The sequence below is a fragment of the Pseudomonas sp. HOU2 genome (assembly GCF_040729435.1).
Taxonomy (GTDB): Bacteria; Pseudomonadota; Gammaproteobacteria; order Pseudomonadales; family Pseudomonadaceae; genus Aquipseudomonas.
The window spans coordinates 5,750,569-5,773,518 of record NZ_CP160398.1 but is presented as its reverse complement, the minus strand read 5'-3'; the positions used below and the strand labels follow the sequence as shown (position 1 = coordinate 5,773,518).

Annotated in this window: 24 protein-coding genes; 20 read left to right on the top strand and 4 right to left on the bottom strand. The window is 62.3% G+C overall.

Annotated features, from left to right (window positions below; genetic code table 11):
• The first annotated feature begins 8 nt into the window (after positions 1 to 8).
• Together ABV589_RS26035 and ABV589_RS26030 are read left to right on the top strand one after the other, a co-directional pair.
• Positions 9 to 1,361 (top strand): cytochrome c, encoded by a 1,353-nt coding sequence (locus ABV589_RS26035; protein WP_367084215.1) that lies wholly within the window; start codon positions 9 to 11, stop codon positions 1,359 to 1,361.
• Positions 1,362 to 1,372: 11 nt separating this feature from the next.
• Positions 1,373 to 2,377, top strand: a complete 1,005-nt coding sequence (locus ABV589_RS26030; RefSeq protein WP_367084214.1) for an XdhC family protein — start codon at positions 1,373 to 1,375, stop codon at positions 2,375 to 2,377.
• A 39-nt stretch (positions 2,378 to 2,416) separates the two neighbouring features.
• Here ABV589_RS26030 and ABV589_RS26025 read toward each other — a convergent pair whose 3' ends face one another.
• On the bottom strand, positions 2,417 to 3,082 hold the full coding sequence (locus tag ABV589_RS26025) for a class I SAM-dependent methyltransferase (protein ID WP_367084213.1): 666 nt from the start codon (positions 3,080 to 3,082) through the stop codon (positions 2,417 to 2,419).
• Positions 3,083 to 3,193: 111 nt separating this feature from the next.
• Here ABV589_RS26025 and ABV589_RS26020 point away from each other — a divergent pair, with 111 nt between their 5' ends.
• On the top strand, positions 3,194 to 3,832 hold the full coding sequence (locus ABV589_RS26020; protein WP_367084212.1) for a TetR family transcriptional regulator: 639 nt from the start codon (positions 3,194 to 3,196) through the stop codon (positions 3,830 to 3,832).
• Positions 3,833 to 3,934: 102 nt separating this feature from the next.
• Positions 3,935 to 4,933, top strand: coding sequence for a zinc-dependent alcohol dehydrogenase family protein (locus ABV589_RS26015; protein ID WP_367084211.1), 999 nt, complete (start codon positions 3,935 to 3,937; stop codon positions 4,931 to 4,933).
• Between the two features lie 113 nt (positions 4,934 to 5,046).
• Here the strand turns inward: ABV589_RS26015 and ABV589_RS26010 are convergent, their stop codons facing one another.
• Together ABV589_RS26010 and ABV589_RS26005 are read right to left on the bottom strand one after the other, a co-directional pair.
• Positions 5,047 to 5,388 (bottom strand): hypothetical protein, encoded by a 342-nt coding sequence (locus ABV589_RS26010; protein ID WP_367084210.1) that lies wholly within the window; start codon positions 5,386 to 5,388, stop codon positions 5,047 to 5,049.
• 86 nt (positions 5,389 to 5,474) lie between these two features.
• Positions 5,475 to 6,119: an ATPase gene (locus ABV589_RS26005; protein ID WP_367084209.1), complete on the bottom strand. Its 645-nt coding sequence runs from the start codon at positions 6,117 to 6,119 to the stop codon at positions 5,475 to 5,477.
• Between the two features lie 170 nt (positions 6,120 to 6,289).
• Between ABV589_RS26005 and ABV589_RS26000 the strand changes: the two genes are divergently transcribed.
• The 7 genes from ABV589_RS26000 (at position 6,290) to ABV589_RS25970 (ending at position 14,415) form a co-directional block, all read left to right on the top strand.
• Complete coding sequence (locus ABV589_RS26000) at positions 6,290 to 6,538, top strand: hypothetical protein (RefSeq protein WP_367084208.1); 249 nt, start codon at positions 6,290 to 6,292, stop codon at positions 6,536 to 6,538.
• Between the two features lie 55 nt (positions 6,539 to 6,593).
• The gene (locus ABV589_RS25995; protein WP_367084207.1) at positions 6,594 to 7,622 is read left to right on the top strand and encodes an NAD(P)-dependent alcohol dehydrogenase; all 1,029 of its coding nucleotides are present in this window, start codon (positions 6,594 to 6,596) and stop codon (positions 7,620 to 7,622) included.
• A gap of 107 nt (positions 7,623 to 7,729) precedes the next feature.
• A complete protein-coding gene (locus ABV589_RS25990; RefSeq protein ID WP_367084206.1) occupies positions 7,730 to 8,887 on the top strand; it encodes a GGDEF domain-containing protein in 1,158 nt (385 codons plus the stop codon).
• Positions 8,888 to 8,895: 8 nt separating this feature from the next.
• The gene (locus tag ABV589_RS25985; protein ID WP_367084205.1) at positions 8,896 to 9,390 is read left to right on the top strand and encodes a PaaI family thioesterase; all 495 of its coding nucleotides are present in this window, start codon (positions 8,896 to 8,898) and stop codon (positions 9,388 to 9,390) included.
• A gap of 187 nt (positions 9,391 to 9,577) precedes the next feature.
• Positions 9,578 to 10,450, top strand: coding sequence for an AraC family transcriptional regulator (locus ABV589_RS25980; RefSeq protein ID WP_367084204.1), 873 nt, complete (start codon positions 9,578 to 9,580; stop codon positions 10,448 to 10,450).
• Between the two features lie 87 nt (positions 10,451 to 10,537).
• Positions 10,538 to 12,082, top strand: a complete 1,545-nt coding sequence (locus ABV589_RS25975) for a class I SAM-dependent methyltransferase (protein ID WP_367084203.1) — start codon at positions 10,538 to 10,540, stop codon at positions 12,080 to 12,082.
• Positions 12,083 to 12,285: 203 nt separating this feature from the next.
• Positions 12,286 to 14,415, top strand: coding sequence for a TonB-dependent receptor (locus tag ABV589_RS25970; protein ID WP_367084202.1), 2,130 nt, complete (start codon positions 12,286 to 12,288; stop codon positions 14,413 to 14,415).
• A 31-nt stretch (positions 14,416 to 14,446) separates the two neighbouring features.
• Here the strand turns inward: ABV589_RS25970 and ABV589_RS25965 are convergent, their stop codons facing one another.
• The gene (locus ABV589_RS25965) at positions 14,447 to 14,815 is read right to left on the bottom strand and encodes a hypothetical protein (protein ID WP_367084201.1); all 369 of its coding nucleotides are present in this window, start codon (positions 14,813 to 14,815) and stop codon (positions 14,447 to 14,449) included.
• A 41-nt stretch (positions 14,816 to 14,856) separates the two neighbouring features.
• Between ABV589_RS25965 and ABV589_RS25960 the strand changes: the two genes are divergently transcribed.
• The 9 genes from ABV589_RS25960 (at position 14,857) to argE (ending at position 22,947) form a co-directional block, all read left to right on the top strand.
• Positions 14,857 to 15,087 carry a hypothetical protein gene (locus tag ABV589_RS25960; protein ID WP_007969206.1) on the top strand — a complete coding sequence of 77 codons (231 nt, stop codon included), beginning with the start codon at positions 14,857 to 14,859 and terminating at the stop codon, positions 15,085 to 15,087.
• Positions 15,088 to 15,778: 691 nt separating this feature from the next.
• Positions 15,779 to 15,964: a DUF1843 domain-containing protein gene (locus tag ABV589_RS25955; protein WP_007969208.1), complete on the top strand. Its 186-nt coding sequence runs from the start codon at positions 15,779 to 15,781 to the stop codon at positions 15,962 to 15,964.
• A 34-nt stretch (positions 15,965 to 15,998) separates the two neighbouring features.
• A complete protein-coding gene (locus tag ABV589_RS25950) occupies positions 15,999 to 16,616 on the top strand; it encodes a DUF1842 domain-containing protein (RefSeq protein ID WP_367084200.1) in 618 nt (205 codons plus the stop codon).
• Positions 16,617 to 16,657: 41 nt separating this feature from the next.
• A complete protein-coding gene (locus ABV589_RS25945; protein WP_367084199.1) occupies positions 16,658 to 17,236 on the top strand; it encodes a DUF1842 domain-containing protein in 579 nt (192 codons plus the stop codon).
• Positions 17,237 to 17,338: 102 nt separating this feature from the next.
• A complete protein-coding gene (locus ABV589_RS25940) occupies positions 17,339 to 18,802 on the top strand; it encodes a GDL motif peptide-associated radical SAM/SPASM maturase (RefSeq protein ID WP_367084198.1) in 1,464 nt (487 codons plus the stop codon).
• A gap of 247 nt (positions 18,803 to 19,049) precedes the next feature.
• Complete coding sequence (locus ABV589_RS25935) at positions 19,050 to 20,369, top strand: NAD(P)/FAD-dependent oxidoreductase (protein WP_367084197.1); 1,320 nt, start codon at positions 19,050 to 19,052, stop codon at positions 20,367 to 20,369.
• A 58-nt stretch (positions 20,370 to 20,427) separates the two neighbouring features.
• Positions 20,428 to 20,844 carry a RidA family protein gene (locus tag ABV589_RS25930; RefSeq protein ID WP_003225869.1) on the top strand — a complete coding sequence of 139 codons (417 nt, stop codon included), beginning with the start codon at positions 20,428 to 20,430 and terminating at the stop codon, positions 20,842 to 20,844.
• A gap of 280 nt (positions 20,845 to 21,124) precedes the next feature.
• Positions 21,125 to 21,802 (top strand): DUF1028 domain-containing protein, encoded by a 678-nt coding sequence (locus ABV589_RS25925; RefSeq protein ID WP_367084196.1) that lies wholly within the window; start codon positions 21,125 to 21,127, stop codon positions 21,800 to 21,802.
• Positions 21,799 to 22,947, top strand: a complete 1,149-nt coding sequence (gene argE / locus ABV589_RS25920) for an acetylornithine deacetylase (RefSeq protein WP_367084195.1) — start codon at positions 21,799 to 21,801, stop codon at positions 22,945 to 22,947. The genes ABV589_RS25925 and argE overlap by 4 nt, the downstream gene beginning before the upstream one ends.
• Positions 22,948 to 22,950: the final 3 nt, after the last annotated feature.

The window sequence follows — 22,950 nt, the reverse complement described above, 5'->3', positions numbered from 1 at the left end:
GAGCGTCCATGAATAACCGCCGATTCGCAAGAACCGCTGGCTGGCTGGCAGTGCCGTGCCTGGTCGCGGCAGGCCTGCTGGCCTGGTATGTCACCCGCGAGCCTGTCTCGCGCCTTGAACACAACCAAACCGCCGTGGCCGATATCGACCCGGCGCTGGTCGCGCGTGGCGAATACGTCGCCCGCCTCAGCGATTGCGTGGCGTGCCACAGCGTGCCGGGCGGTGCGCCGTTCGCCGGCGGCCTGGAAATGGCCACACCGCTGGGCGCGATCCACGCGACCAACATCACCCCGGAGCCGGAAACCGGCATCGGTCGCTACAGCCTCGCGGACTTCGATCGTGCGGTACGCCACGGCGTGGCACCCGACAGCCGTCGTCTGTACCCGGCGATGCCCTACCCGTCCTACGCCAAGCTCAGTGACGACGATGTGCGAGCGCTGTACGCGTTCTTCATGAAAGGCGTGGCACCGGTCAAGCACGCGAATATCCCGAGTGCGATTCCTTTCCCGTTGAACCTGCGCTGGCCGATTGCGTTGTGGAACGGTGTCTTCGCCGATACCGAACCTTACGTGGCCAAACCGTCGCAGGATGACGTGTGGAATCGCGGCGCTTATCTCGTTCAAGGCGCCGGGCACTGCGGCAGTTGCCATACGCCGCGCGGTCTGGCGTTCAACGAGAAGGCTCTGGATGAATCCGCCACGCCGTACCTCGCTGGCGCCTTGCTCGATGGCTGGTACGCGCCGAGCCTGCGTGATGATCACAACACCGGCCTGGGCCGCTGGAGTGAGCCGGAGATCGTGCAGTTCCTCAAGACCGGGCGCAACAAACACGCGGTGGTTTACGGCTCGATGACCGAGGCGTTCAACAACTCGACGCAGTTCATGAGCGATGACGATCTGACCGCCATTGCCCGTTATCTCAAGTCATTGCCCGGGGACCGTCAGCGCGACGGCCAGCCATGGCAGTACCAAGCGGTTTCGGCAACGGAACGTCTGGACGCACCCGGTGCTCATACCTACGTCACACGCTGTGCTTCGTGCCACGGCCTCGACGGCAAGGGCCAGTCGCAATGGATGCCGCCGCTGGCCGGCGCCACTTCGGCACTGGCCAAGGAAAGTGCCTCGGCGATCAACATCACCCTCAACGGTTCGCAGCGGGTGGTGGCCGCCGGAGTACCGGACGCCTATCGCATGCCGGCATTCCGTGAACAGTTATCGGATCAACAGATCGCCGAAGTGCTGAGCTTCATGCGCAGCACCTGGGGCAATCAGGGTGGTGCCGTTGAAGCGCAGGCGGTCAACAAACTGCGTGAACGCACGGATCCGGCCAGCAGCAGCCCGATCATCCTGCAAATGCGTTAGAGGAACGTTTGATGGAAAGCATCGACTTGCTGGTCCTGCGCACTGCCCGGGACTGGCTCGCCGCCGGAGAGCAAGTATTGCTCGCCACGGTGGCGCGCACATGGGGCTCTTCGCCGCGCCCGACAGGGTCGATGATGGCCTTGCGTAACGACGGGCGCGTGATCGGCAGCGTGTCCGGCGGCTGCATCGAGGACGACCTGATCGATCGCTACACCACCGCCCATGGCGGTAGCGGCCTCAAGGACAGTGCGCCCGAGGTGGTGCGCTACGGCGTCAGCGCCGACGAGGCACATCGTTTCGGTTTGCCCTGTGGCGGCACGCTGGAGTTGATTCTGGAATTCAACCCATCGTGGCAGGTGCTGGACGAACTGCTGGTGCAACTGGATGCCGGGCAACTGGTGCGCCGCTGCCTGGCACTGGACAGCGGTCGCGTCACGCTGGACGCCACGGCAACTCCTGAGCAATTCAGTTTCGACGGCCAACAGATGCTCAATACCCTCGGGCCGGGGTATCGGCTGCTGATGATCGGTGCCGGCGCGCTGGCCGAGTACCTGGCGACCATGGCGCTGTTCAACGGCTTCAAGGTCGCGGTGTGCGATCCGCGTGCCGAATACATCGAAACCTGGGCGGTGAACGGCGTGGAGCGGATTATCGGCATGCCCGATGACGTGGTCCGCGACTTCGCGGTCGATCTGCGCACCTGCATCGTCGCCTTGAGTCATGATCCGCGACTCGACGATCTGGCACTGCTCGAAGCCCTGCACAGCCCGGCGTTTTATATTGGCGCCATCGGTTCGAGGCGCAACAGTCAGCTGCGCCGCGAACGTCTGATCGAGCATTTTGGTGAGACCCAGGCGTCACTCGAACGGCTGCACGGGCCGATCGGCATCTACATTGGCAGCAAGACACCGGCGGAAATCGCTGTCAGCGTGATGGCCGAGATCTTGGCCGCGAAGAATGGCGCCCACCTGCCGAAGGCGTTTTCGATTGCCAGCGCCAAGGCGCAGGTAGCCTGACTGGCTGGAACAATAGCGATCTGCAAGGCCTTTCGCGGCTTACGCGTAATCCCCCAGCCGCATCGACAACTCGATGTCATCCGCAAATGGCACCGACAGGTAACCGTTGTGTGGCGCACGCACATGGGCCAGATATTCCGGGCAATAGTTGGTGTTGTCCGCCACCACCAGCGCGCCCGGCTTCAGGTGTTTTTCCACTAGGCTCAACACGTCGCCGTACAACGCCTTGGCCCCATCGAGCAGGAGCAAGTCGACTGACGGCGGCAGGTTGCTGGCGAGCGTGACGAGCGCATCGCCTTCGCGGATTTCCACCAGGTCACTGACGCCGCCCTCGATGAAGTGATGGCGGGCCAGGGCGATTTTCGACGGTTCGAATTCGCTGCCGATCAGCACGCCGCCACCGTTGTCGCGCAGTGCCGCCGCCAGGTGCAGGGTGGACAGGCCGAACGAGGTGCCGAACTCGACAATCGCTTTGGCCCTGGTATTGCGCGCCAGCATGTACAGCAGTTTGCCGGTGTCGCGCGAGACCGGCAGCCACAGGTCCTTGAGCATGGCGTAGAGTTGCAGGTACTCGGTCTTGCTGTGCATCAGGCGCTCGCGCTCCGCGCCCGACACCGTTTCCAGCACCGGGCTGGTGGCGGCGCTGGCCTGGCCGTAGAGGCGTTCGATCAGGCTGGCCAATGGTTCAGAAGTCAGGGTGGTCATGATTGCTTTCCGTCAATGGAGGATTAAGATGCGAGTGATTCGTCGCATTTAAATGATGCGAGTGATTCACTCGATCCGCTATTCGCGTTTCCCCCGAGGCCCGAGCCACCCATGAGCAATCGTCAGACCGCCCGTATTTCCTCGCGTAAACAGCCGCAGCAGGCACGCTCGGCTGACTTGGTCGCGGCGATTCTGCAGGCGGCTATTCAGGTTTTGACCGAACATGGCGCGACCCGATTCACCACCGCACGGGTCGCGGAAAAGGCTGGCGTGAGCATCGGCTCGCTGTACCAGTACTTCCCCAACAAGGCGGCGATCCTGTTCCGCCTTCAGAGCGATGAGTGGCTGCACACCACGCAGATGCTGCAGCGAATTCTGGAAAATCCCGAGCATCCGCCACTGACACGCCTGCGCACGCTGGTGCAGGCGTTCATCCGCTCGGAGTGCGAGGAAGCGCAGATGCGTGGTGCACTGAACGACGCGGCGCCGCTGTATCGCGATGCGCCCGAGGCCCACGAGGTGCATGCTGCAGGACGGCAGATCTTCGCCACGTTCATCCTGCATTTGCTGCCGGAATCCGATGAGCCAACCCGCGTCGCGGCCTGCGATCTGATCCTGACCACGCTCAGTTCGGTGGGCAAAGACTTTTCCGGCACTGCGCGCAGCGACCTGGAGATCACGGCCTTCGCCGATCGGCTGGCGGACATGTTCAGCGCCTACGTAATGACGCTGAATCAACCTTCAATGTGAGTCAGCGACTACGCTGGGTATCGGCGAACCGTATCCGGTCGACAAACCTCCCGCCAGGTTTCACCATGGCCCCTTTCCCTGAAATGACAGCGAGGCGTCGTAATGAGCCAATCCACCATCCGCGCGTTGATCCTTGATGACTATGCTGAAAACAGCTTTCGCGAAGCGCAGATCGAGCGCCCGGTACCGCAAGCCAACGAAGTATTGGTGCGCATCATCGCCAGTGGCGTAAACCCCATCGACTACAAGATCCGCACCGGCAACGCGCCGTACGCGATGCCGGAACTGCCGGCGATTCTCGGTACTGACATGGCCGGGGTGATCGAAGCGGTCGGCGCCGACGTTACCCATCTGGCGGTGGGCGATGAGGTGTTCGGCATGGTCGGTGGCGTGCGCGGCTTGCCCGGTTCGCTGGCCGAGTACCTGGCGGTGGATGCGGATCTGGTGGCACGCAAGCCGAAAAATCTCGACTTCCGTGAGGCCGCTGCGGTGCCACTGGTGTTCCTCACCGCGTGGGAAGGTCTGGTCGACCGCGCGCATGTCAAGGCCGGTCAGAAGGTGCTGGTGCACGGCGGCGCGGGCGGTGTCGGCCACATGGCGGTGCAAATTGCCGCCGCGCTGGGCGCTGAAGTGTTCGCCACGGTCTCGTCGGGCAAACGTTCGATTGTCGAGGGCTACGGCGCCACGGCCATCGACTACCAGAGCGTGCCGGTGGAGCAGTACGTGAATCAGTTCACCGACGGCAAGGGTTTTGACGTGATCTACGACACCGTCGGCGGCCAGAGTCTGGATGACTCGTTCGCGGCGATCCGGCTCTACGGCCACGTCACCAGTTGCGCGGCGTTCGGCACCCACAACCTGGCCACCGGGTCGCTGCGCAGTGCCACGCTGTCGGGGATTTTCGTGTTGCTGCCGATGCTCACCGGTGTCGGGCGCAAGCACCACGCGGAAATCCTCGGTTACGCCACGCGGCTGATCGAAGAAGGCAAGGTCAAGCCGTTGATGCATGCCGATCGCTTCAATCTCAGCCAGGCGCGCCAGGCGCATGACGCGGTGCAACAAGGCACGGCGATTGGCAAGGTGGTGATCGACGTCGCCTGAAGCGCAAAAACTCCGGCGAAAAAAAGCCCCGCAACCGAATGAGGTGCGGGGCAAAGGATTGGTTGGTTGCGGCCAACCAAAGGAGCTCGGTTAAAACGGTTTGTGCAGCCGGGTCAGATGCAGTCCTGGGCAGCGCGTTCAAAGCTTGAAGGCAGGAAGTTGGAGGCCAGCAAGTGGCGCTCGTAGATGAACACCTTGCCGCCGTTGCCGGCCTTGTAGGCCTCGAGTACGTTGTCGGCCGACACTTTGCTCGGCACCACGATCCGATAGCTGCGCTGGGTCTGCGAGACGGTCGGGTTCAGCGCGCTCTTCTGCAGCTTCGGCACCACGCAGTCGGCGTATTGCGCCGGGGTCTTGCTGGTGTGCAAGGTCAGCGTCGGGTCGTTCGGTGCGGAGGCGCAACCGGCGAGCAGCAAGGAAGCAACGGCCAGGGTCGGGGCAAACAAAGCACGCATCGGGGTAATCCTGAAAATAAAGGTTCGGTTCAACTGGCAGCGATTCAGCGTCACGGCGCCGCCGCTGCCCTTTTGGTTTTGAGTGTTCAGCTGGAAGCCACCAGTGCCTTGAGCGAGGCATCGAACTGCTTCAAGGCATTGAGTTGCAGGTCACGTTGCTGCTCGATCTGCGCGGCAATCTCCTGCGCCGCTTTGTCGTGTACCCAGACCGACGGAATCTGTTTCTCCACCGCGCCTTCGGCCTTGCCGATGTACTGCAGGTCGGCATCGTAGAAACGCGCAATGAAGTGCGCTTCGTACAGGCTGTTCTGCTGGGTCAGCAGGCGGTTGAAGGTGTCGAGTTTCACCACGATGTCCGGATGCGCCAGAATCAGCGTATCGAGGTTGTCGTAAACGGTCACCGACACGAACTGACGCTGCAACGAGCTGAGCAACCAGTCGATCGCCAGTTCCGGGTCGGAGCTGCTGACAAACGCGGCACGGATTCGCGAATCCAGTGCATCCTTGGCCCCGTGCAGCGCCATATCGTGGTAACGCGTCAGGTACTGCAGGTTTTCCCGGGTGTCTTCGCTGTACAACACACCCACGCTCTGCGAATGCTGCAAAGTCGCGCTGCTGCCGGCGATGGGCTGAAGATGACAGGCACAAGCGTCTTCGGCGTAAGACGGTGCCGTGGCTACCATGCCGCTCATCAGCAGAGCGGTCAGCGCCAGTCGGGTCAGTGTCTTCATCGCGCAATTTCCTTGAGCTGCGTGTTCAATGAAGGCGATTTTCCGCCTATTGCCTGCAAAGCTGAACTTGCGTTTCGTGATGGTCACTATTACTTCTAGCGATAGTTACCGACGATAAAGTTTGATAGATGCTCATCTCTAATGACTAAAACAACAGTGAGGACGCCGATTTGAGAACCTTTGACCTGATCCGCGACGCGGTTTTGCAGGACTTTCGCGAGCGGGTAGCCGAATACCTGGTGCAGTACGAAAACGTGTTGCTGGACAAGGACATCACCGACGCGCAGCTCAAACGCGATACCGCCAATCAGTTGCGTGGCTATCTGCGCGGGTTGAACACCACCCGGGTGCTGGGCATGGCTTATTGGGAAGAACTGGATCGGCGGGTCGTCGACACCTGGCTCGCGCCGCAGCGATGACCGACTAGACTTGCCGGGCTGCCAATGTCCCGTCAGTCGAACCGGAGGTGTCCCCATGAGCAACAGCGAACCTGCAACTTTCAACGGCTGGGCCGCCACCGCCGCCGGCGCCCCGCTGGAGCGCTATAGCTACGATCCCGGCCCCTTGGGCGAAGAGGACGTTGAGGTCGCCGTGGAATACTGCGGTGTATGCCACTCCGATCAGTCGCTGATCGATAACGATTGGGGCATCAGCCGCTACCCGTTCGTGCCGGGCCACGAGGTGGTCGGCAAAATCGTGCGCATGGGCCCGCAGGTGCGCGGCCTCGAACTCGGCCAGCGCGTCGGCATCGGCTGGTACAAGGGCAGTTGCATGCACTGTTCGTCCTGCATCAGCGGCTCGCAACAACTGTGCGGCACTGCGCAACCGACCATCATCGGCAGCAACGGCGGTTTCGCCGATCGGGTGCGTTCGCACTGGGCGTGGGCGATTGCGGTGCCCGCCAATCTTGATCCGGCGATGGTCGGCCCGCTGTTCTGCGCCGGTTCCACCGTGTTCAACCCGCTGCTGCAGTTTGGCGTCAAACCCACCGACCGCGTCGGCGTTGTCGGCATCGGCGGCCTCGGTCATCTGGCGCTGCGTTTTCTCAATGCGTGGGGTTGTGAGGTCACCGCGTTTACTTCTTCACTGAACAAGCAGGACGAAGCCAGGCGTCTGGGCGCGCACAACGTCGTGGCCTCGACCGACAGCAGTGCGCTGAAAGCGATTGCCGGCACCCTGGACTTTTTGCTGATCAGCGCCAACGCCGACCTCGACTGGACAGCGATGCTCGCCACCCTGCGCGGCAATGGCCGGCTGCATTTCGTCGGCATCGTGCCCAGCGCGATTCCGGTGCATGTGTTCGATCTGATCCCGCAGCAGAAATCCCTGTCCGCCTCCCCGGTCGGCTCGCCCGGCACCATGGCGACCATGCTCGAATTCTGCGCCCGGCATCAGATTCTGCCGCAGGTCGAGATGTTTCCCATGAGCAAGGTCAACGAGGCGGTCGACCATCTGCGTAGCGGCAAGGCGCGCTACCGCGTGGTGCTGGACGCCAGCCAGTGACGATTGCGTGCGGCGTCTGCCTGCGCAGATGCCGCACCTCCTGCCAAAACGCCCCCAAACGCTTACAATCGCCCGTCTAACCGACCTTCAGACAGGCTCCCCAAGAAATGCCGCTCGACCCACCAACGATGCTGACCATCTCGATCGCTCTCGCAGCTGCTGCCGCGCTGTACCTGGCGGTCGAGTGGCGCAGCATTCGTGAGCCTTCGCTGCTGTTCTGGAGCGCCGGTTTCGCCACGATCACCATCGGCTCCACCCTGGCCTTGCTGCGCAGCAACGGTTTTCTGCTGATCGGCATCTGGTTCGCCAACGGCTTGTTGGTGACCGCGCACTTTCTGTTTCTGCTGGGGGTGGCGCGCTTCACGCAGATCCGCCTGTCCCCGGCCTGGTATCTGATCTTCGTCAGTTGGCTGGTCATGCTGTTATTGCCGGACGGGCCGCTGTGGTCGAAAGTCATGCTGGCCGCCAACTCGCTGCTGGTGGCCGCCTCGACGCTCAAGGCCAGTCTGCTGCTGCGCCCACACGGCAAGTCGCTGAGCGTCGGCGCCGTGCAACTGCGCTACGTGCTGTTGGGCCACGGCATTTTCTATGTGGCCAAAGCCATGACGGTGATGATCCCGGGCACACTGATCGACCTGGCCGCGTTCCGTGGCGAAATCATCCAGATCTCGCTGGTCGAGGGTGCGATGGCGATCATGCTGATCGCGCTGTCGATGACCGGCACCGAACGCTATCGACGCGAAGAGCAGATCGCCCGACTGGCCGCCCGAGACCCGCTGACCGCCCTCTTCAACCGCCGCGCCCTTGAAGTGCGCGCCCCGCGCCTGCTGCGGGAGGTCTGTGCAGAGCAACCCGGAGCGCTGCTGCTGATCGATATCGACAATTTCAAACTGGTCAACGACCACTACGGCCACACGGCCGGCGACCGTTTGCTGGTGGCGTTGAGCGAGATGATCCGCGCCGAATCTCCCGAGGGTGGGCTGGCCGCGCGTCTGGGCGGTGACGAATTTGTCATTCTGCTGAGCAACGCGCCCAGTGAACAGATCGTCCGACTGGGCGACACCCTGCGCGATCAGTTTCAGCGCATTGCGCTCCAGACATTTCCCACTGCCGAGCCGGTGACGCTAAGCATCGGCGCCACCCTGTTCAACAAGCCGCCGGCCAGTCTGGCGGCGCTGATCGAACAAGGCGATGCCGCACTCTACGAATCCAAGCGCGGCGGCCGCAATCGCCTGCGCCTGACCGGGCTCACCACTTCAGGATGATCAGACCCATGAGCCGTTCCGAAACTCCCCTGCAAGACCTCGCCGCCCCCGAGGGCGTCTGCTACGGCTGTGGCGGCCGCAACCCACATGGGCTGCACGTCAAAAGCTACTGGCACGAGGACGGCGTGCACGTTATGGCCGATCATCTGCCGGACGACAAATACTGCGGCTGGCCGGACCTGGTGTACGGCGGCCTGCTGGCGATGCTGGTCGACTGCCATTCAAACTGGACCGCGATGGCTTACCACTATCGCCACGAACAACGCGAACCAGGCAGCCTGCCGCGCATCGACTGCGTCACCGGCAACCTCGGCCTCAAGTTCATCAAACCCACGCCGATGGGCGTCACCCTGACCTTGCGCGCCAGGGTCAAGGGCGAGGTCGGGCGCAAGACGCGGGTGATCTGCGAGGTGTATGCCGGGGATGTGCTGACGGCAATTGGCGATTCAGTGTTCGTACGGGTCGACACCCACCAACTGGCGGATGCAGCGCACGGCCGCTGACTCCCCCCTCCCCTGTAGGAGCTGCCGCAGGCTGCGATCTTTTGATTCTGCTTTTGAGGGTCAAAGTCAAAAGATCGCAGCCTGCGGCAGCTCCTACAGGTGCGACACTTGAGCAAACCCGGCTAGGCGCACCTGCCCCGAAATCGTCGAGGCTATAGCAGACCGCACTTCCAGGAGTCTTTACCCAGTGTCCGAACTGCCGACCCACTTCGCCTACATCCGACGTTTCAACGCCGTACTCGCCTACATCGACGCCCATCTCGAGGGCGACCTGTCGGTGAGCACGTTGAGTCAGGTGGCGAACTTTTCGGCGTATCACTTCCATCGGCAATTCAGCGCGTTCGTGGGCGTGCCGGTGTCGCGCTACGTGCAACTGATGCGCTTGCGCAAGGCAGCCCATCGGCTGGCCGCGCAGCCGGATCATTCGATACTGGACGCCGCGTCCGACGCCGGTTTCGAGAGCCCGGAAGCCTTCAGCCGCGCATTTCGGCGCGACTTCGGCATGACGCCGAGCGCCTTCAGGAAGCAACCGAACTGGCAGATCTGGAATGCGGTATTCGCCATCCCTCACTTTTCCAGGAGCGTCATCATGCAAACCAGAATCGTCGATTTCCCCACCGTACGGGTCGCCGCGCTTGAGCACTGCGGCGCGCCGGCGCAGGTTCAACAAAGCGTGCAGACATTCATTGCCTGGCGCATGCATAGCGGGCAGTCGCCCGTGGCCTCGAGCCGCACCTTCGGCATTCCCTACAACAACCCCGACACCACAGCGGCGGCGGATTTTCGCTTCGCCATCTGTGGCGAGATTGATGAGCCGGTGGCACCCAATACGTTCGGCGTGGGGGAACTGGTGATTCCCGGGGGGCGTTGCGTGGTGGTGCGGCATGTGGGTTCACCGGATCACATTGGCGAAACCATCTATCCCGTCTACCGCGACTGGCTGCCGGCCAGCGGTGAGGAATTACGTGATCATCCGCTGTTTTTCCATTACCTGAGCGTCTATCCCGAGACCCCACAGGATCAGTGGCAGACAGACGTCTACGTACCTCTGCAATCGTAAGATTCACTTACATGTTTTTCCGCTTGTGGTGCGCAATGCCAACCCCTTATAAGAGCGACTCTCACTCGCGAATTTAAGGATGCACCCATGAGCAATGCCTGGAACGAAGGGTATTTCACCGATGAGGGTTACACCTATTCGTACAGCCGGGAAATCAACCCGGTGTTCCAGCGTTTTTGTTTGTTGTTGCGCGGTTTTGCCACCCTCGAAAGCGCGGGTGGCTACCACTGCGAACTCGGCTTTGGCCAGGGTGTCTCGATCAACATCCACGCCGCCGCCAACCCGGGCAACTACGTCGGCACCGACTTCACGCCGTCCCAGGCCGCGCATGCCATGGCGCTGGCGAACGACTGGAACAGCCAGGCCCGCCTGTATGACGACAGCTTCGAGCAACTGCTGGCCCGCGATGATCTGCCGGCCTTCGACAGCATCAGCCTGCATGGCATCTGGTCCTGGGTCAGCCGCGACAATCAGCAACTGATCGTCGAGTTCGCCCGTCGCCACCTCAAGCCCGGAGGCATGTTGTACGTCAGCTACAACTGTTTCCCGGGCTGGTCGCCGTCGGCGCCACTGCGCAATCTGTTCAGCCTGCACAATCGCTTTGCCAGCCAGGCCTCGACCAGCCCGGCCAAACGCATCGATGCTGCGATGGAGTTTTCCGAAACGCTGTTGGCAGCCAATCCGAAGTACGCCAGAACGGCGCCGGCCCTCGGTGCCCAGTTGCAGAGCATCAAGGGCCAGAACCGTCAGTACGTGGCCCATGAGTATTTCAATCGCAACTGGGACTGCATGTATTTCATTGATGTGGTCGACGCCATGACCGCGGCCAAACTCGACTTTGCCACCACGGCCGTACCGCTGGACACCGTGGCCGCGCTGAACCTGAGTGCAGAAGGCATGGACTTTCTGCAAGGTATCGAGCACCCGATCATGCGCGAACAGGCGCGCGACTATTTCATCAATCAGAACTTCCGCCGGGATCTGTACGTACGCGGCGCCAATCGGCTGTCTGCCGCCGAGCAACGCGATGGCCTGCTGAGAAGCCGTTTTGTCCTCTTGCAAGCCATTGAAAGCATTCCCGACACAGTCACAGGTCCTGCAGGCGCAGCTTCGCTGCAGGCGGAGATTTACCGCCCGGTACTCGCAGCGCTCGCCGCCAATGCCTACACCCCGAAAACCTTGCAGCAATTGTCGATGGCCGTCGGCGCCGTTGCTTATGACGACCTGGTGCAGGCTGTCACCGTGCTGATCGGTATGGGCGTCGCCGCGCCGTGCCAGAGTGAATCCGCCGAAAGGCAGGTGCAGGAACGTTGCGACACCCTCAACCTGCAACTGTGCAAGCGCGCACTGTTCAACAGCAACATTCAGGTACTGGCCAGCCCGGTCACCGGCGGTGGCGTGCCGATCAGCCGCGTACAGCAGCTGTTCCTGATTTCGATCAAGCAAGGCATGACCGACCCGCAAGACTGGGCGCAGTTGGCGTGGGCCGTCATCGGTGATCAGGGCGAAGTGCTGCACAAGGGTGACCAGCCGCTGCTCACGGCCGAAGAAAATCTTGCCGAGATGACCGAACAGGCCCGGGCATTTGCCCAGACACCGCTGGACATTCTCATGGCGTTGAAGATTGCTTGATCCTGATACACGCCGGACGACTGGCCGCGATCGAAAGCGACCAGTCGTCTGCGTGTATGGCCCTGACTGCCGCCTCCTGAGCAATCCTGTCCCCGCCTGCCACGCAGCGCCCCGTTAAAAAAGCAAAATTGCCATGTGTTTCCGTCGTTCCTTCTTGCGTCGCACTGTTCATTGCCCGTCTCTGTCTGCCTGGAGTTTCTTCGATGCCGTCGCCCAAATCCCTGCCCTCTGCCCTGCTGGGCCTGGCCCTCGCCTGCCCGGTCATGGCCGAGGAACCCAAAAGCATGGAGTTGGGACAGGTGCTGATTTCGGCTGAAGCACAAAGCAGCGCCGATGCCTCTGTGGCCGACGCCCAAGCGCGTCTGGCGCAGGTGCCAGGCGGCAGCAACGTGGTCGACATGCGCCAACCGTTGCAGGGTCGTGTGGCGAGCAATCAGGACGTGCTGGCGTATCAGCCGGGGGTTTACGCGCAATCGGCGGGCAACGAAGGGGTGAAGATTTCGATTCGTGGTTCGGGGATCAACCGCGCACCGGGCGCGCACGCCTCGGGGTTGTACACGATGCTCGACGGCCTGCCGCTGACCGGCCCCGGTGGCACGCCCTACGAATTGCTCGAACCGCTGTGGCTCGACCATGTGGAAGTGCTGCGCGGCGCCAACGGTTTTGATCGTGGTGCGCTGGCGCTGGGCGGCGCTGTCGATTACGTCAGCCACACCGGCTACGACGCACCGAAACTGCAAGTGCGTTACGCCACCGGCAGCCACGGCTACCAGCAGCGTCAGGTGAGTTCCGGGCAGGTGCTGGGCGACTTCGATTACTACGTGTCGCTGACCGACTCGAACGCCGACGGCTATCAGGATCACACCGCCAGCGAGAGCAAAGGCGTGATCGCCAACTTCGGTTATCGCTTCAATCCGAACCTGGAAACCCGCTTCTACTTCCGCTATCGCGAGACCGACAACGACCTCGCCGGCCGCGTAACCAAACACTCGATCGAGCACGACCCACGGGCGGCCAACCCGGCCTACGTGGCGCGCGATGACAGCCGCAAACAACCGGGCAGCACCTTCATCGGCAACAAGACCACCTACTACATCGACGACGATTCGAGCATCCAGACCGGCCTGGTCTATCACGATTACCCGATGGACCTGCGCGAAGGCCCGAACCGTCTGAAAGTGGCCTACACCGATGTCAGCGGCACCTTCGACTACAAGCGCCGCGACACCGTGTTCGGCATGGAAAGCCGCAGCACCGTGGGCCTGCGCACCACCAAACACTTGCCCAATGACGGCGCCAGTGAATTCGTGCGTATCCCCAGCGGCAACACCGCCGGTTATGCGCCGGGCACGCGCATGCGCAACTTCACCTATCAGGGTTCGGACACCGTTCTGCACGTGGGCAACGACCTGGAAATCGCCGACGACTTGTGGCTGACCACCGGCCTCGCCGCCATCTACACCCGCCGCGAAAGTGCCGTCACCTACCCGCAGGGCGGCGGCAAGACCAGCCTGAACGACTGGGACTACGCGCCGCGTCTGGGCCTGCGCTATCAGGTCACACCGGACCTGCAACTGTTCGGCAACCTCAGCCGTTCGGTCGAGGCACCGCACCCGTGGTCGCTGATCTACAGCTCGAACATCCGCTTCCCGGCCGGCAACGGCGCGGCGACCGGTACCCAGAGCGATCCGATCAAACTGCAGAACCAGACCGCGACCACCCTCGAACTCGGCGGTCGCGGCGACAGCGCACTCGGCCAGTGGAGCCTGGCGTGGTACTACGCCCAGGTGCGCCATGAATTGCTGTCGGTACTGCCGGACGCCAACGCCGTCACCCCGTACGAACTCAATGCCAGCCCCACCGCGCACCAAGGCGTGGAAGCCAGTCTGCAGAGTACGCTGTGGTCAGCCGGAGACGGACGTAAATTGAGCCTGCGCCAGGCCTACACCTTCAGCGACTTCCACTACCGCGACGACCAGCGTTTCGGCGACAACCGCCTGCCCGGCCTGCCGATGCACTACTACCAGGGCGAACTGCGCCACGACTGGCCGCAAGGCTTCTTCGCGGCGGTCAACACGCAACTGGTGTCCAAAGTCGCCGTGGATTACGCCAACAGCTACTACGCCGATCCCTACGCACTGTTCGGCGCCACCGTCGGCTACAACGGGCCGAAAAACGACTGGCAGACCTGGCTCGACCTGCGCAACCTGACCAACCAGCACTACGCCGCAACGGTCACGCCGGGGTATGACGACAAAGGTCTGGATGCGGCGCGGTCTACTCCGGGTGAAGGGCTCGGGGTTTATGTCGGAGTGTCATGGAGTCTGCTCTGACGGCATGTCCTGACCAGACAAACGCAGCGGGTCAAAACGGCCCCTGCGTCATCACCCGCGTCTCGATGATATTGCGTAGCGCAACGACGCGCTTCTGATACAGCTCAGTCAAGCAACCGACCTTGGCGCCACAAGCCTTGCGGCTTTTCAGAAAGGCCTGTTGTTCGCCGATCAGCGCGTCGCGCCCGCCCATCGGCAGCAGGCGTTTGTCGAGGCTGAACAGCTCGCCCATGGTCACGTCCAGATCGTTCAGCGTGCGGTTGGCGCAGACGGCTTTTTCGTCCGCTGTCCGGGCTTTGGCGCAGTCGAAACTGGCGGCGCAGGCCGAATCGGCGGCCAGGCATAATCCGGCGCCGACTAGCGCGCCAATCACCGATGAAATTTCTCGAACTCGTGTCATGTCGTCGTATCCAACGTTGTAAGCCAATGGAGGTATGAAAAATGAAAAACACTGACGACCGCAAGCCTGCAACCCCTCATAACGCGCCTCCGCTTGACGCTGCGGGCAAACCGGTGGATGTGGTTCGCCGCGATCTGCAGGACAGCGACGACGATACCAAGGTTGTGGACGAGGTGCTGACGCCGACCTCGATCCGTACCAAAGAACAGGAGGCCGAGGAACTCAAGCGCAAGACCGATGCGATCGAACGCAAGGTCGCCGACGGCAATTGATTCGCCAGCCACAGGGCAGCGCTGACGAGATATGCCGGGCGGAAGGATTGCTTATTGCCAATCAATCCATCCGGCTCTGCGCTGGTCTTGGCCTTTCTCCCCCTGGAAATATCCTCGTCCGCTCAACGGTTTGCCGCCCTTGAGCGGATACCTCCTGCGAGCCGTCAATCTCTCGCCCACGACCGTTCGGCGCTTTCTCTGGCAAGGCCGCAAATTCGCATCTAGGGTTGCATCGCTGGCGATATGCCAGCCATCCAGCGAATGTCGAATCGGCACTCGCCCGTAGCGGCACCGGAAAAGCAATCAGGGATGGTTTTTGTGCTTGCGGTTCTCCTGCGCTCTTGCCGAGCGCGCTACTGATCCCTGCGTTTCGTTGTGTTCTATCAAGGACAGAAAGATGAACAACGTATCGGTCAATTCTCTGCATCTGCCACTCAGGCAGGCCACACGCGACGCTCCCGACATCCCGCCCGGCGGATTCGGCTGAGAACGCTGGCGCCGGCCCGGGCGTATTGACGCCTGCACTGCGCGCACTGAACCCCGCACTCGATCAGATCCCGACAGATCAGGTAACCCGCTCGTGGAGAACAGCGCCTGCCGCTGCTCTTGCTGGTCGCGGCTGCCTGGCTGTCAGGTACGGCGCCCCTTGTCCGCAAGGGGCGGTTTTGCAGCACCGATGAGGAACCTCGCTATGTCCCGTTCAACGGCCAGCATCCCGCCTTACGGGGTCGCCATTCAAAGTGCGATCAAGCAAGGCGATGTGCAGCACATGAAAACGTTGTTGCAGCAGCGCGACACCAGCAAGCCTGAAGCGCAAGACCTGAAAGACGCGTACGAAAAACTGGCCAGGGAAGTTTCCAGGCACGAAAAGTCCTGAAGCCATCAATCACATTGCAACGGAGGCAAACAACATGTCCGGTTCTACTGAAAATGTCGGCCTGTTCCCGGTGAGCTATCGCATCGGCACCGGCGCACCCGGCGCGCAGTCGCTGGCCCTGCACCTGCTGGTCTCTACACCCGATACGAAAGTCAACGGCACCGCCGCGGTCACCCAGGCGACCAATCCGCCACTCGACGTGCATTCCGACGTCTGGGGCGAGTACACCTACCTCACCGTGATGTCGCCCGGCGTCAGCAAAATCCTCGTGACCGCCCAAGGCAATCACGGCGGCCCAGGCGCCAACTCAATCGTTAATTTCAAAGTAAAACTGGTGGTGGGTACCGACTGGCTTAAAGGCGATGCCGATTACAGTTACTTCGATGGTCAACGCTGGCATGAGGTCAACAACGCCCCGGCGCATCTGGTGGAGTCGATACCTTCACCGTTCAATCCCGGCCCGGTGATCAACCCGCATCCACCGATCCTGCCGCTGTATGCCGCGCCGATTCAGAGCGCCATCGCCAGCGGTGATCTGGCGCAGATGAAGAACCTGGCCAGGCTCGCCGAACAGCAACTGGAGCAACTGCCGAAATTGCGCGACGCACTGGACACCGCGAAGAAAGAGGTCAGCCGGCTGCAGAGCCACTGAGTCAGGCCACTTGATCCGCCATTCACTTAGGGAGTAGCACCATGTCGATTGGACTTTTTCACACCCGTCTCAGCATCAGCAATGCACTGCCCGGCGCACCGGTTCTGAACCTTGATCTGCTGGTCGATACCGTGAACAAACGTGTCAGCGGGATTGCCAGCGTGTTTCAGGCCACCTGGCCGACGGTCAATTTCCGGACTCAGGTCTGGGGCAGTTTTTCCGAAACCAAGCTGACTGCAAACGTCGAAAATCACATCATCCTCACCCTCGACGGTGGTCCGAGCGGCCCGCTCAGCCAGATCGCGCAGACCTTCCACCTCAGAGGCATTCTGGGAGGCGACTGGGCCAGCGGATTTGTCGATTATCGCTACGAAGAACAGGGCCAGTGGCACGACGTCAAGCACGTCGCGGTGCATCAGGCGCCCAGCGAGCAACCACACCCCACGCCGCATCCGCAGCCACTGTACGCCGTGGCCGTGCAGCAGGCGCAGACCGGCGGCAATCTGGCGCAACTCAAAACCGTGGTGCAACAGGCCGAGCAACAGGTGGCGCACGAGGGCGCCTTGCGCAGTGCCCTTGAGCATCTGAAAGCGGAAATCGCGCGTCTGGAAACGCGCTAACCGACAGACCCCGGGCGCGATTGCAAAGGATCTCGCCCGGGGCTTGTTCAACTGCGGTCAATCCCTTCGTCGCGCGCACCGGATTGTGCGCAAGGATTTCCCATGTCAGACGTGCGCCCTGCCCGTTATCTCAGCGACACCGATCTCAAACGCTACGTGCCGGTGCATGTGGTCTGGGAGATCACCCTGGCCTGCGACTTGAAATGCCTGCATTGCGGCTCCCGCGCAGGGCATCGCCGGCCTGACGAACTCAACACCCGCGAATGCCTCGACGTCATCGATTCGCTGGCCGCGCTTGGCACCCGCGAGATCACCCTGATCGGCGGCGAAGCCTATCTGCGCAAGGACTGGACACAACTGATCAAGGCCATTCACGACCACGGCATGTACTGCGCAATCCAGACCGGCGGGCGCAACCTGACGCCGGCGAAAATGCAGGCAGCGGTCGATGCCGGGCTAGACGGCGTGGGCATTTCCCTCGATGGTCTCGCGCCGCTGCATGACGCGGTGCGCAACGTCCCCGGCTCGTTCGACAAGGCCGTGGACACCTTGCGCCGGGCCAAGGCTGCGGGGCTGGCGGTGAGCGTCAACACCCAGATCGGCGCGGCCACCTTGCCCGACTTGCCGGCGCTGATGGACACGATCATCGAACTCGGCGCCACCCACTGGCAGATCCAGATCACCGTCGCCATGGGCAACGCGGTGGACCATCCGGAACTGTTGCTGCAACCCTATCAACTGCTGGACGTGATGCCGCTGCTCGCGCGGCTGTACCGCGAAGGCGTCGACCGTGGCCTGCTGATGAACGTCGGCAACAACATCGGCTATTACGGCCCTTTTGAGCATTTATGGCGCGGCTTCGGCGACGAGCGCGTGCACTGGACCGGTTGCGCCGCCGGCCAGACTGTTCTGGCGCTGGAGGCCGACGGTACGGTCAAGGGCTGCCCGTCATTGGCGACCGTCGGTTTCTCCGGGGGCAACGTGCGCAACATGAGCCTGCACGACATCTGGCACTACAGCGAAGGTATGCATTTCGGTCGCCTGCGCTCGGTGGATGACATGTGGGGTTACTGCCGTGGCTGTTACTACAACGATGTCTGTCGCGGCGGATGCACCTGGACTTCGCACTCGCTGCTCGGCAAACCCGGCAACAACCCTTACTGCCATTACCGCACCCTGGAGTTGCACAAGCGCGGGCTGCGCGAGCGCATCGTCAAGGTCGAGGACGCGGCGCAGAAGTCGTTTGCGGTCGGCCGCTTCGATCTGATCACCGAACGCATCGACACCGGCGAAAAAGTCAGCAGCGTCAGCGACAGCGGTCAGGTGATCAAACTGGCGTGGATCAATCAGGGCCAGCAATCGCCGGAACAAGGCCGGATCGCCCCGCAACTGAGCCTGTGCCGCAGCTGCTTGCAGTACATCTATCCGCACGAGGTGATCTGTCCGCATTGCGCCGCCGATGTCGCCGCCGCCGAAGCCGAACACCAGACCATTCGCGTGCGGCAGCAGGCGATCATGAACACGCTGACCGGGCTGTTGGGCATCGCGCCCAGTCACTTGAACTGAGCGCTTGCTGCCCCTGCAGTCGATATTTTCCAACTCTGTCCCGGGTTTTCCTGCCCGGGGCAACTCTCCCCCCGCCCTGCAAGCCGCGGTTTTACTGGCTTTGTCCTTTCTGCTTCAGCAATTTGTATTCACATCCCAGCTTAATAATATTTTACCGATACCCCCCTCCTGCCTAGTCTGACCGCAAGCAAAACGGACCAGCCTGAAGCGATCCGAATCCACTTGCCTTGCCAGGAAGGATGTAGAAATGACCACTGAAATAATAAAAACAGACACGCTTGTCGTGGGGGCCGGACAGGCGGGTGTGGCGATGAGCGAGCACCTGAGCAAACTCGGTGTGCCGCACCTGGTGCTGGAGCGCAGTCGCATTGCCGAACGCTGGCGCACCGGGCGCTGGGACTCGTTGGTAGCCAACGGTCCGGCGTGGCACGACCGCTTTCCGGGGCTGGAATTCGATGATGTCGATCCCGATGGTTTCGCCCCCAAGGAGCGAGTCGCCGACTACTTCGAAGCCTATGCGAAGAAATTCAACGCGCCGATCCGCACCGGGGTCGAGGTCAAAAGCGTGGTGCGCAATGTCGGGCGTCCGGGCTTTACCATCGAGACTTCCGAAGGCGTGATCGAAGCCAGCCGCGTGGTCGCGGCGACCGGGCCGTTCCAGCGTCCGGTGATCCCGCCGATCGCCCCGCAAGACCCACGCCTGCTGCAGATCCACTCCGCTGACTATCGCAATCCGCAGCAACTGCCCGACGGCGCGGTGCTGGTGGTCGGTGCCGGTTCGTCCGGCGTACAGATCGCCGATGAACTGCAGCGCTCCGGCAAGCAGGTTTACCTTTCGGTCGGTGCTCACGACCGTCCGCCGCGTGCCTATCGCAACCGTGATTTCTGCTGGTGGCTGGGGGTGCTCGGCGAGTGGGATCAGGCAGCGATGAAACCCGGCCGCGAGCACGTGACCATCGCGGTCAGCGGCGCGCATGGCGGGCGCACCATCGACTTCCGTGGTCTGGCCCATCGCGGCATGACCCTGGTTGGCGTCACCGAGTCGTTCAATAACGGCGTGGTGACCTTCAAGCAGGACCTGGTGGACAACCTCAAACGTGGCGATGACAACTACCTCGCCCTGCTGGATGCCGCCGATGCCTACATCGAGCGCAACGGTCTGGATCTGCCCGAAGAGCCCGAGGCACGCGAAACCTACCCGGATCCCGACTGCGTGAAAAATCCGCTGGTGGATCTGGATCTGGCCAAAGCCGGGATCACTTCGATCATCTGGGCCACCGGGTTCGCCGTGGATTATTCCTGGCTGCAGGTCGCAGCGTTTGACGACAAGGGCAAACCGCAGCATCAGCGCGGCGTGTCCAGCGAGCCGGGGGTGTATTTCCTCGGGCTGCCATGGCAGTCGCGGCGCGGTTCGTCGTTCATCTGGGGCGTGTGGCATGACGCCAAGCACGTAGCCGACCACATCGCCACCCAGCGCAAATACCTTGACTACAAGGATGCCGAGCAGCGTGAAGCGGCCCTGCATTCGAGCGCCAACACCAAAGCCGCCGACACCGTCGACGCTTGATTGCCCACTTTCGCGGCGGTGCCCGGTGCGCCGCTGATTACCCAGTCTGGAGCTGTACATGAGCAAGCCAACCCACACCCGCATCCGTATGTTCAACACCAAGGACACCTACCCGAACCAGACCCTGGACAACGATCTGTGCCAAGCCGTGCGCGCCGGCAACACCGTGTATGTCCGGGGTCAGGTCGGCACCGATTTCGACGGCAATCTGGTGGGCCTCGGTGATCCGCGCGCGCAGGCCGAACAGGCCATGCGCAACGTCAAGCAACTGCTCGAAGAAGCCGGCAGCGACATGAGCCACATCGTCAAGACCACCACTTACCTGATCGACCCGCGCTACCGCGAGCCGGTGTACCAGGAAGTCGGCAAATGGCTCAAAGGCGTGTTCCCGATTTCCACCGGGCTGGTGGTGTCGGCACTGGGGCAGCCGCAGTGGCTGATGGAGATTGATGTGGTGGCGGTGATTCCCGAGTAATCAGGCAGACCGAGTCGCGGCCATCGCTGGCAAGCCAGCTCCCACAGGTATTTGAGGTGCCTTCAAGTTTTGTGATCACCCCAATTACTGTGGGAGATTGATGTGGTGGCGGTGATTCCCGAGTAAGTCGGCAGACCGAGTCGCGGCCTTCGCTGGCAAGCCAGCTCCCACAGGTATTTGAGGTGCCTTCAAGTTTTGTGAGCAACCCAATTACTGTGGGAGCTGGCTTGCCAGCGATGAGGCCCGCAAGGACAACAAATTCCTCGAAAGGAGTTAGACCATGACCTTTTCAATCGCAGCCCGTTGCCCCGAAACCGGCCAGTTCGGTGTCGCCATCAGTTCCTCCAGCATCGCCGTCGGCGCACGGTGCCCGTGGCTGCTGCCAGGCGTCGGCGCGGTGTCGAGCCAGAACATCACCCTGCCGTCCCTCGGCCCGGAAGTCCTCGCGCTGATGGAGCAAGGCCACGCGCCCGGCGCGGCGCTGGACCAGGTGCTGACCCGCAACGGCTACAGCCAGTACCGGCAGATCACCGCGATCAACCACCTCGGCCAGACCGCACATTTCAGCGGCGCGCAAACCCTCGGCGTACACAACGCGGTCTGCGGCGAACAATGCGTGGCGGCCGGCAACATGCTCGCCGGGCGTGCGGTGATCGAGGCAATGGTCAGCGCCTTTGAGGATGGCGAAGGCCAATTGGCCGACCGCTTGCTCAAGGCCTTGCACGCCGCACAGGCCCTCGGAGGCGAAGCCGGGCCGGTGCATTCGGCAGCCGTGGTGGTGGTCGGCGAGCAGACCTGGCCGATCGTCAATTTGCGCGTCGATTGGGCGGACGAAGACCCGATCGGCCAGTTGCAAAAACTCTGGGACGCTTATCAGCCACAGTTGCAGGACTACATCGATCGCGCCCTCGATCCGGCCAAGGCGCCGGGTTATGGCGTTGCCGGAGACGATCGATGAGCAGCATCGCGTTGCTCAGGACGCTGGTTGGGTTCGACACCACCAGCCGCGAATCCAATCTGCAACTGATCGAGTTCGTGCGTGATTACCTCGCAGGCTTCGATGTGCCGTGCGAGCTGATCTACAACGCCGAGCGCAGCAAGGCCAATCTGTTCGCCACGATTGGCCCGGCCGAGCAACCGGGCATTGTGCTCTCGGGGCACACCGATGTGGTGCCGGTCGACGGCCAACCGTGGACGGTGGCGCCATTCGAACTCAGCGAGCACGATGGCAAGCTGTTCGGGCGCGGCACCGCCGACATGAAGGGCTACATCGCCTGCGTGTTGGCCCTGGTGCCGGCGTTGGTCGCTGCAGACCTGCGCATGCCGGTGCACATCGCCCTGTCCTACGACGAAGAAGTCGGCTGCCTCGGGGTGCGTTCGTTGCTCGCCGAGCTGGAGCAGCGTCCGGTCAAACCGCTGCTGTGCATCATCGGTGAACCCACCGAACTCAAACCGGTGCTCGGCCACAAAGGCAAACTGGCGATGCGCTGCGACGTGCACGGGCATCCGTGCCATTCGGCCTACGCGCCGCTGGGGGTCAACGCCATCGAGTACGCCGCCGAGTTGATCGGCGAGCTGGGGCGCATCGGCCAGCAACTGAAGGCGCCCGAGCATCACGACAGCCGTTTCGACCCGCCCTACAGCACGGTGCAGACCGGGGTGATCAGCGGCGGCAAGGCCTTGAACATCGTGCCCGCCGACTGCCGCTTCGACTTCGAAATCCGCGCCCTGCCCTCGCAGGATCCGACCTTGGTCGCGCAGCAGTTGCAGGCTTACGCCGAGCAGCAAGTGCTGCCGCGCATGCGGGCAGTGAGTGAGCACAGCGCGATTCGTTTCAGTGAGCTGTCAGCCTATCCGGGCCTGGCCACCGATGCGCAGAGTCAGGCGGCGGAATTGATCGCGGCGTTCTGCGGCTCACAGGAATTCGGCACCGTGGCGTTCGGCACCGAGGGTGGGCTGTTCAATGCGGCGGGGATTCCCACCGTGGTCTGCGGTCCCGGCAGCATGGACCAGGGGCACAAGCCCGATGAGTTCGTCAGTCGTGCGCAAATCGATGCCTGCGATGCGATGCTGCAACGGATGCTGGCCTTTATCCGCGCTTGAGAC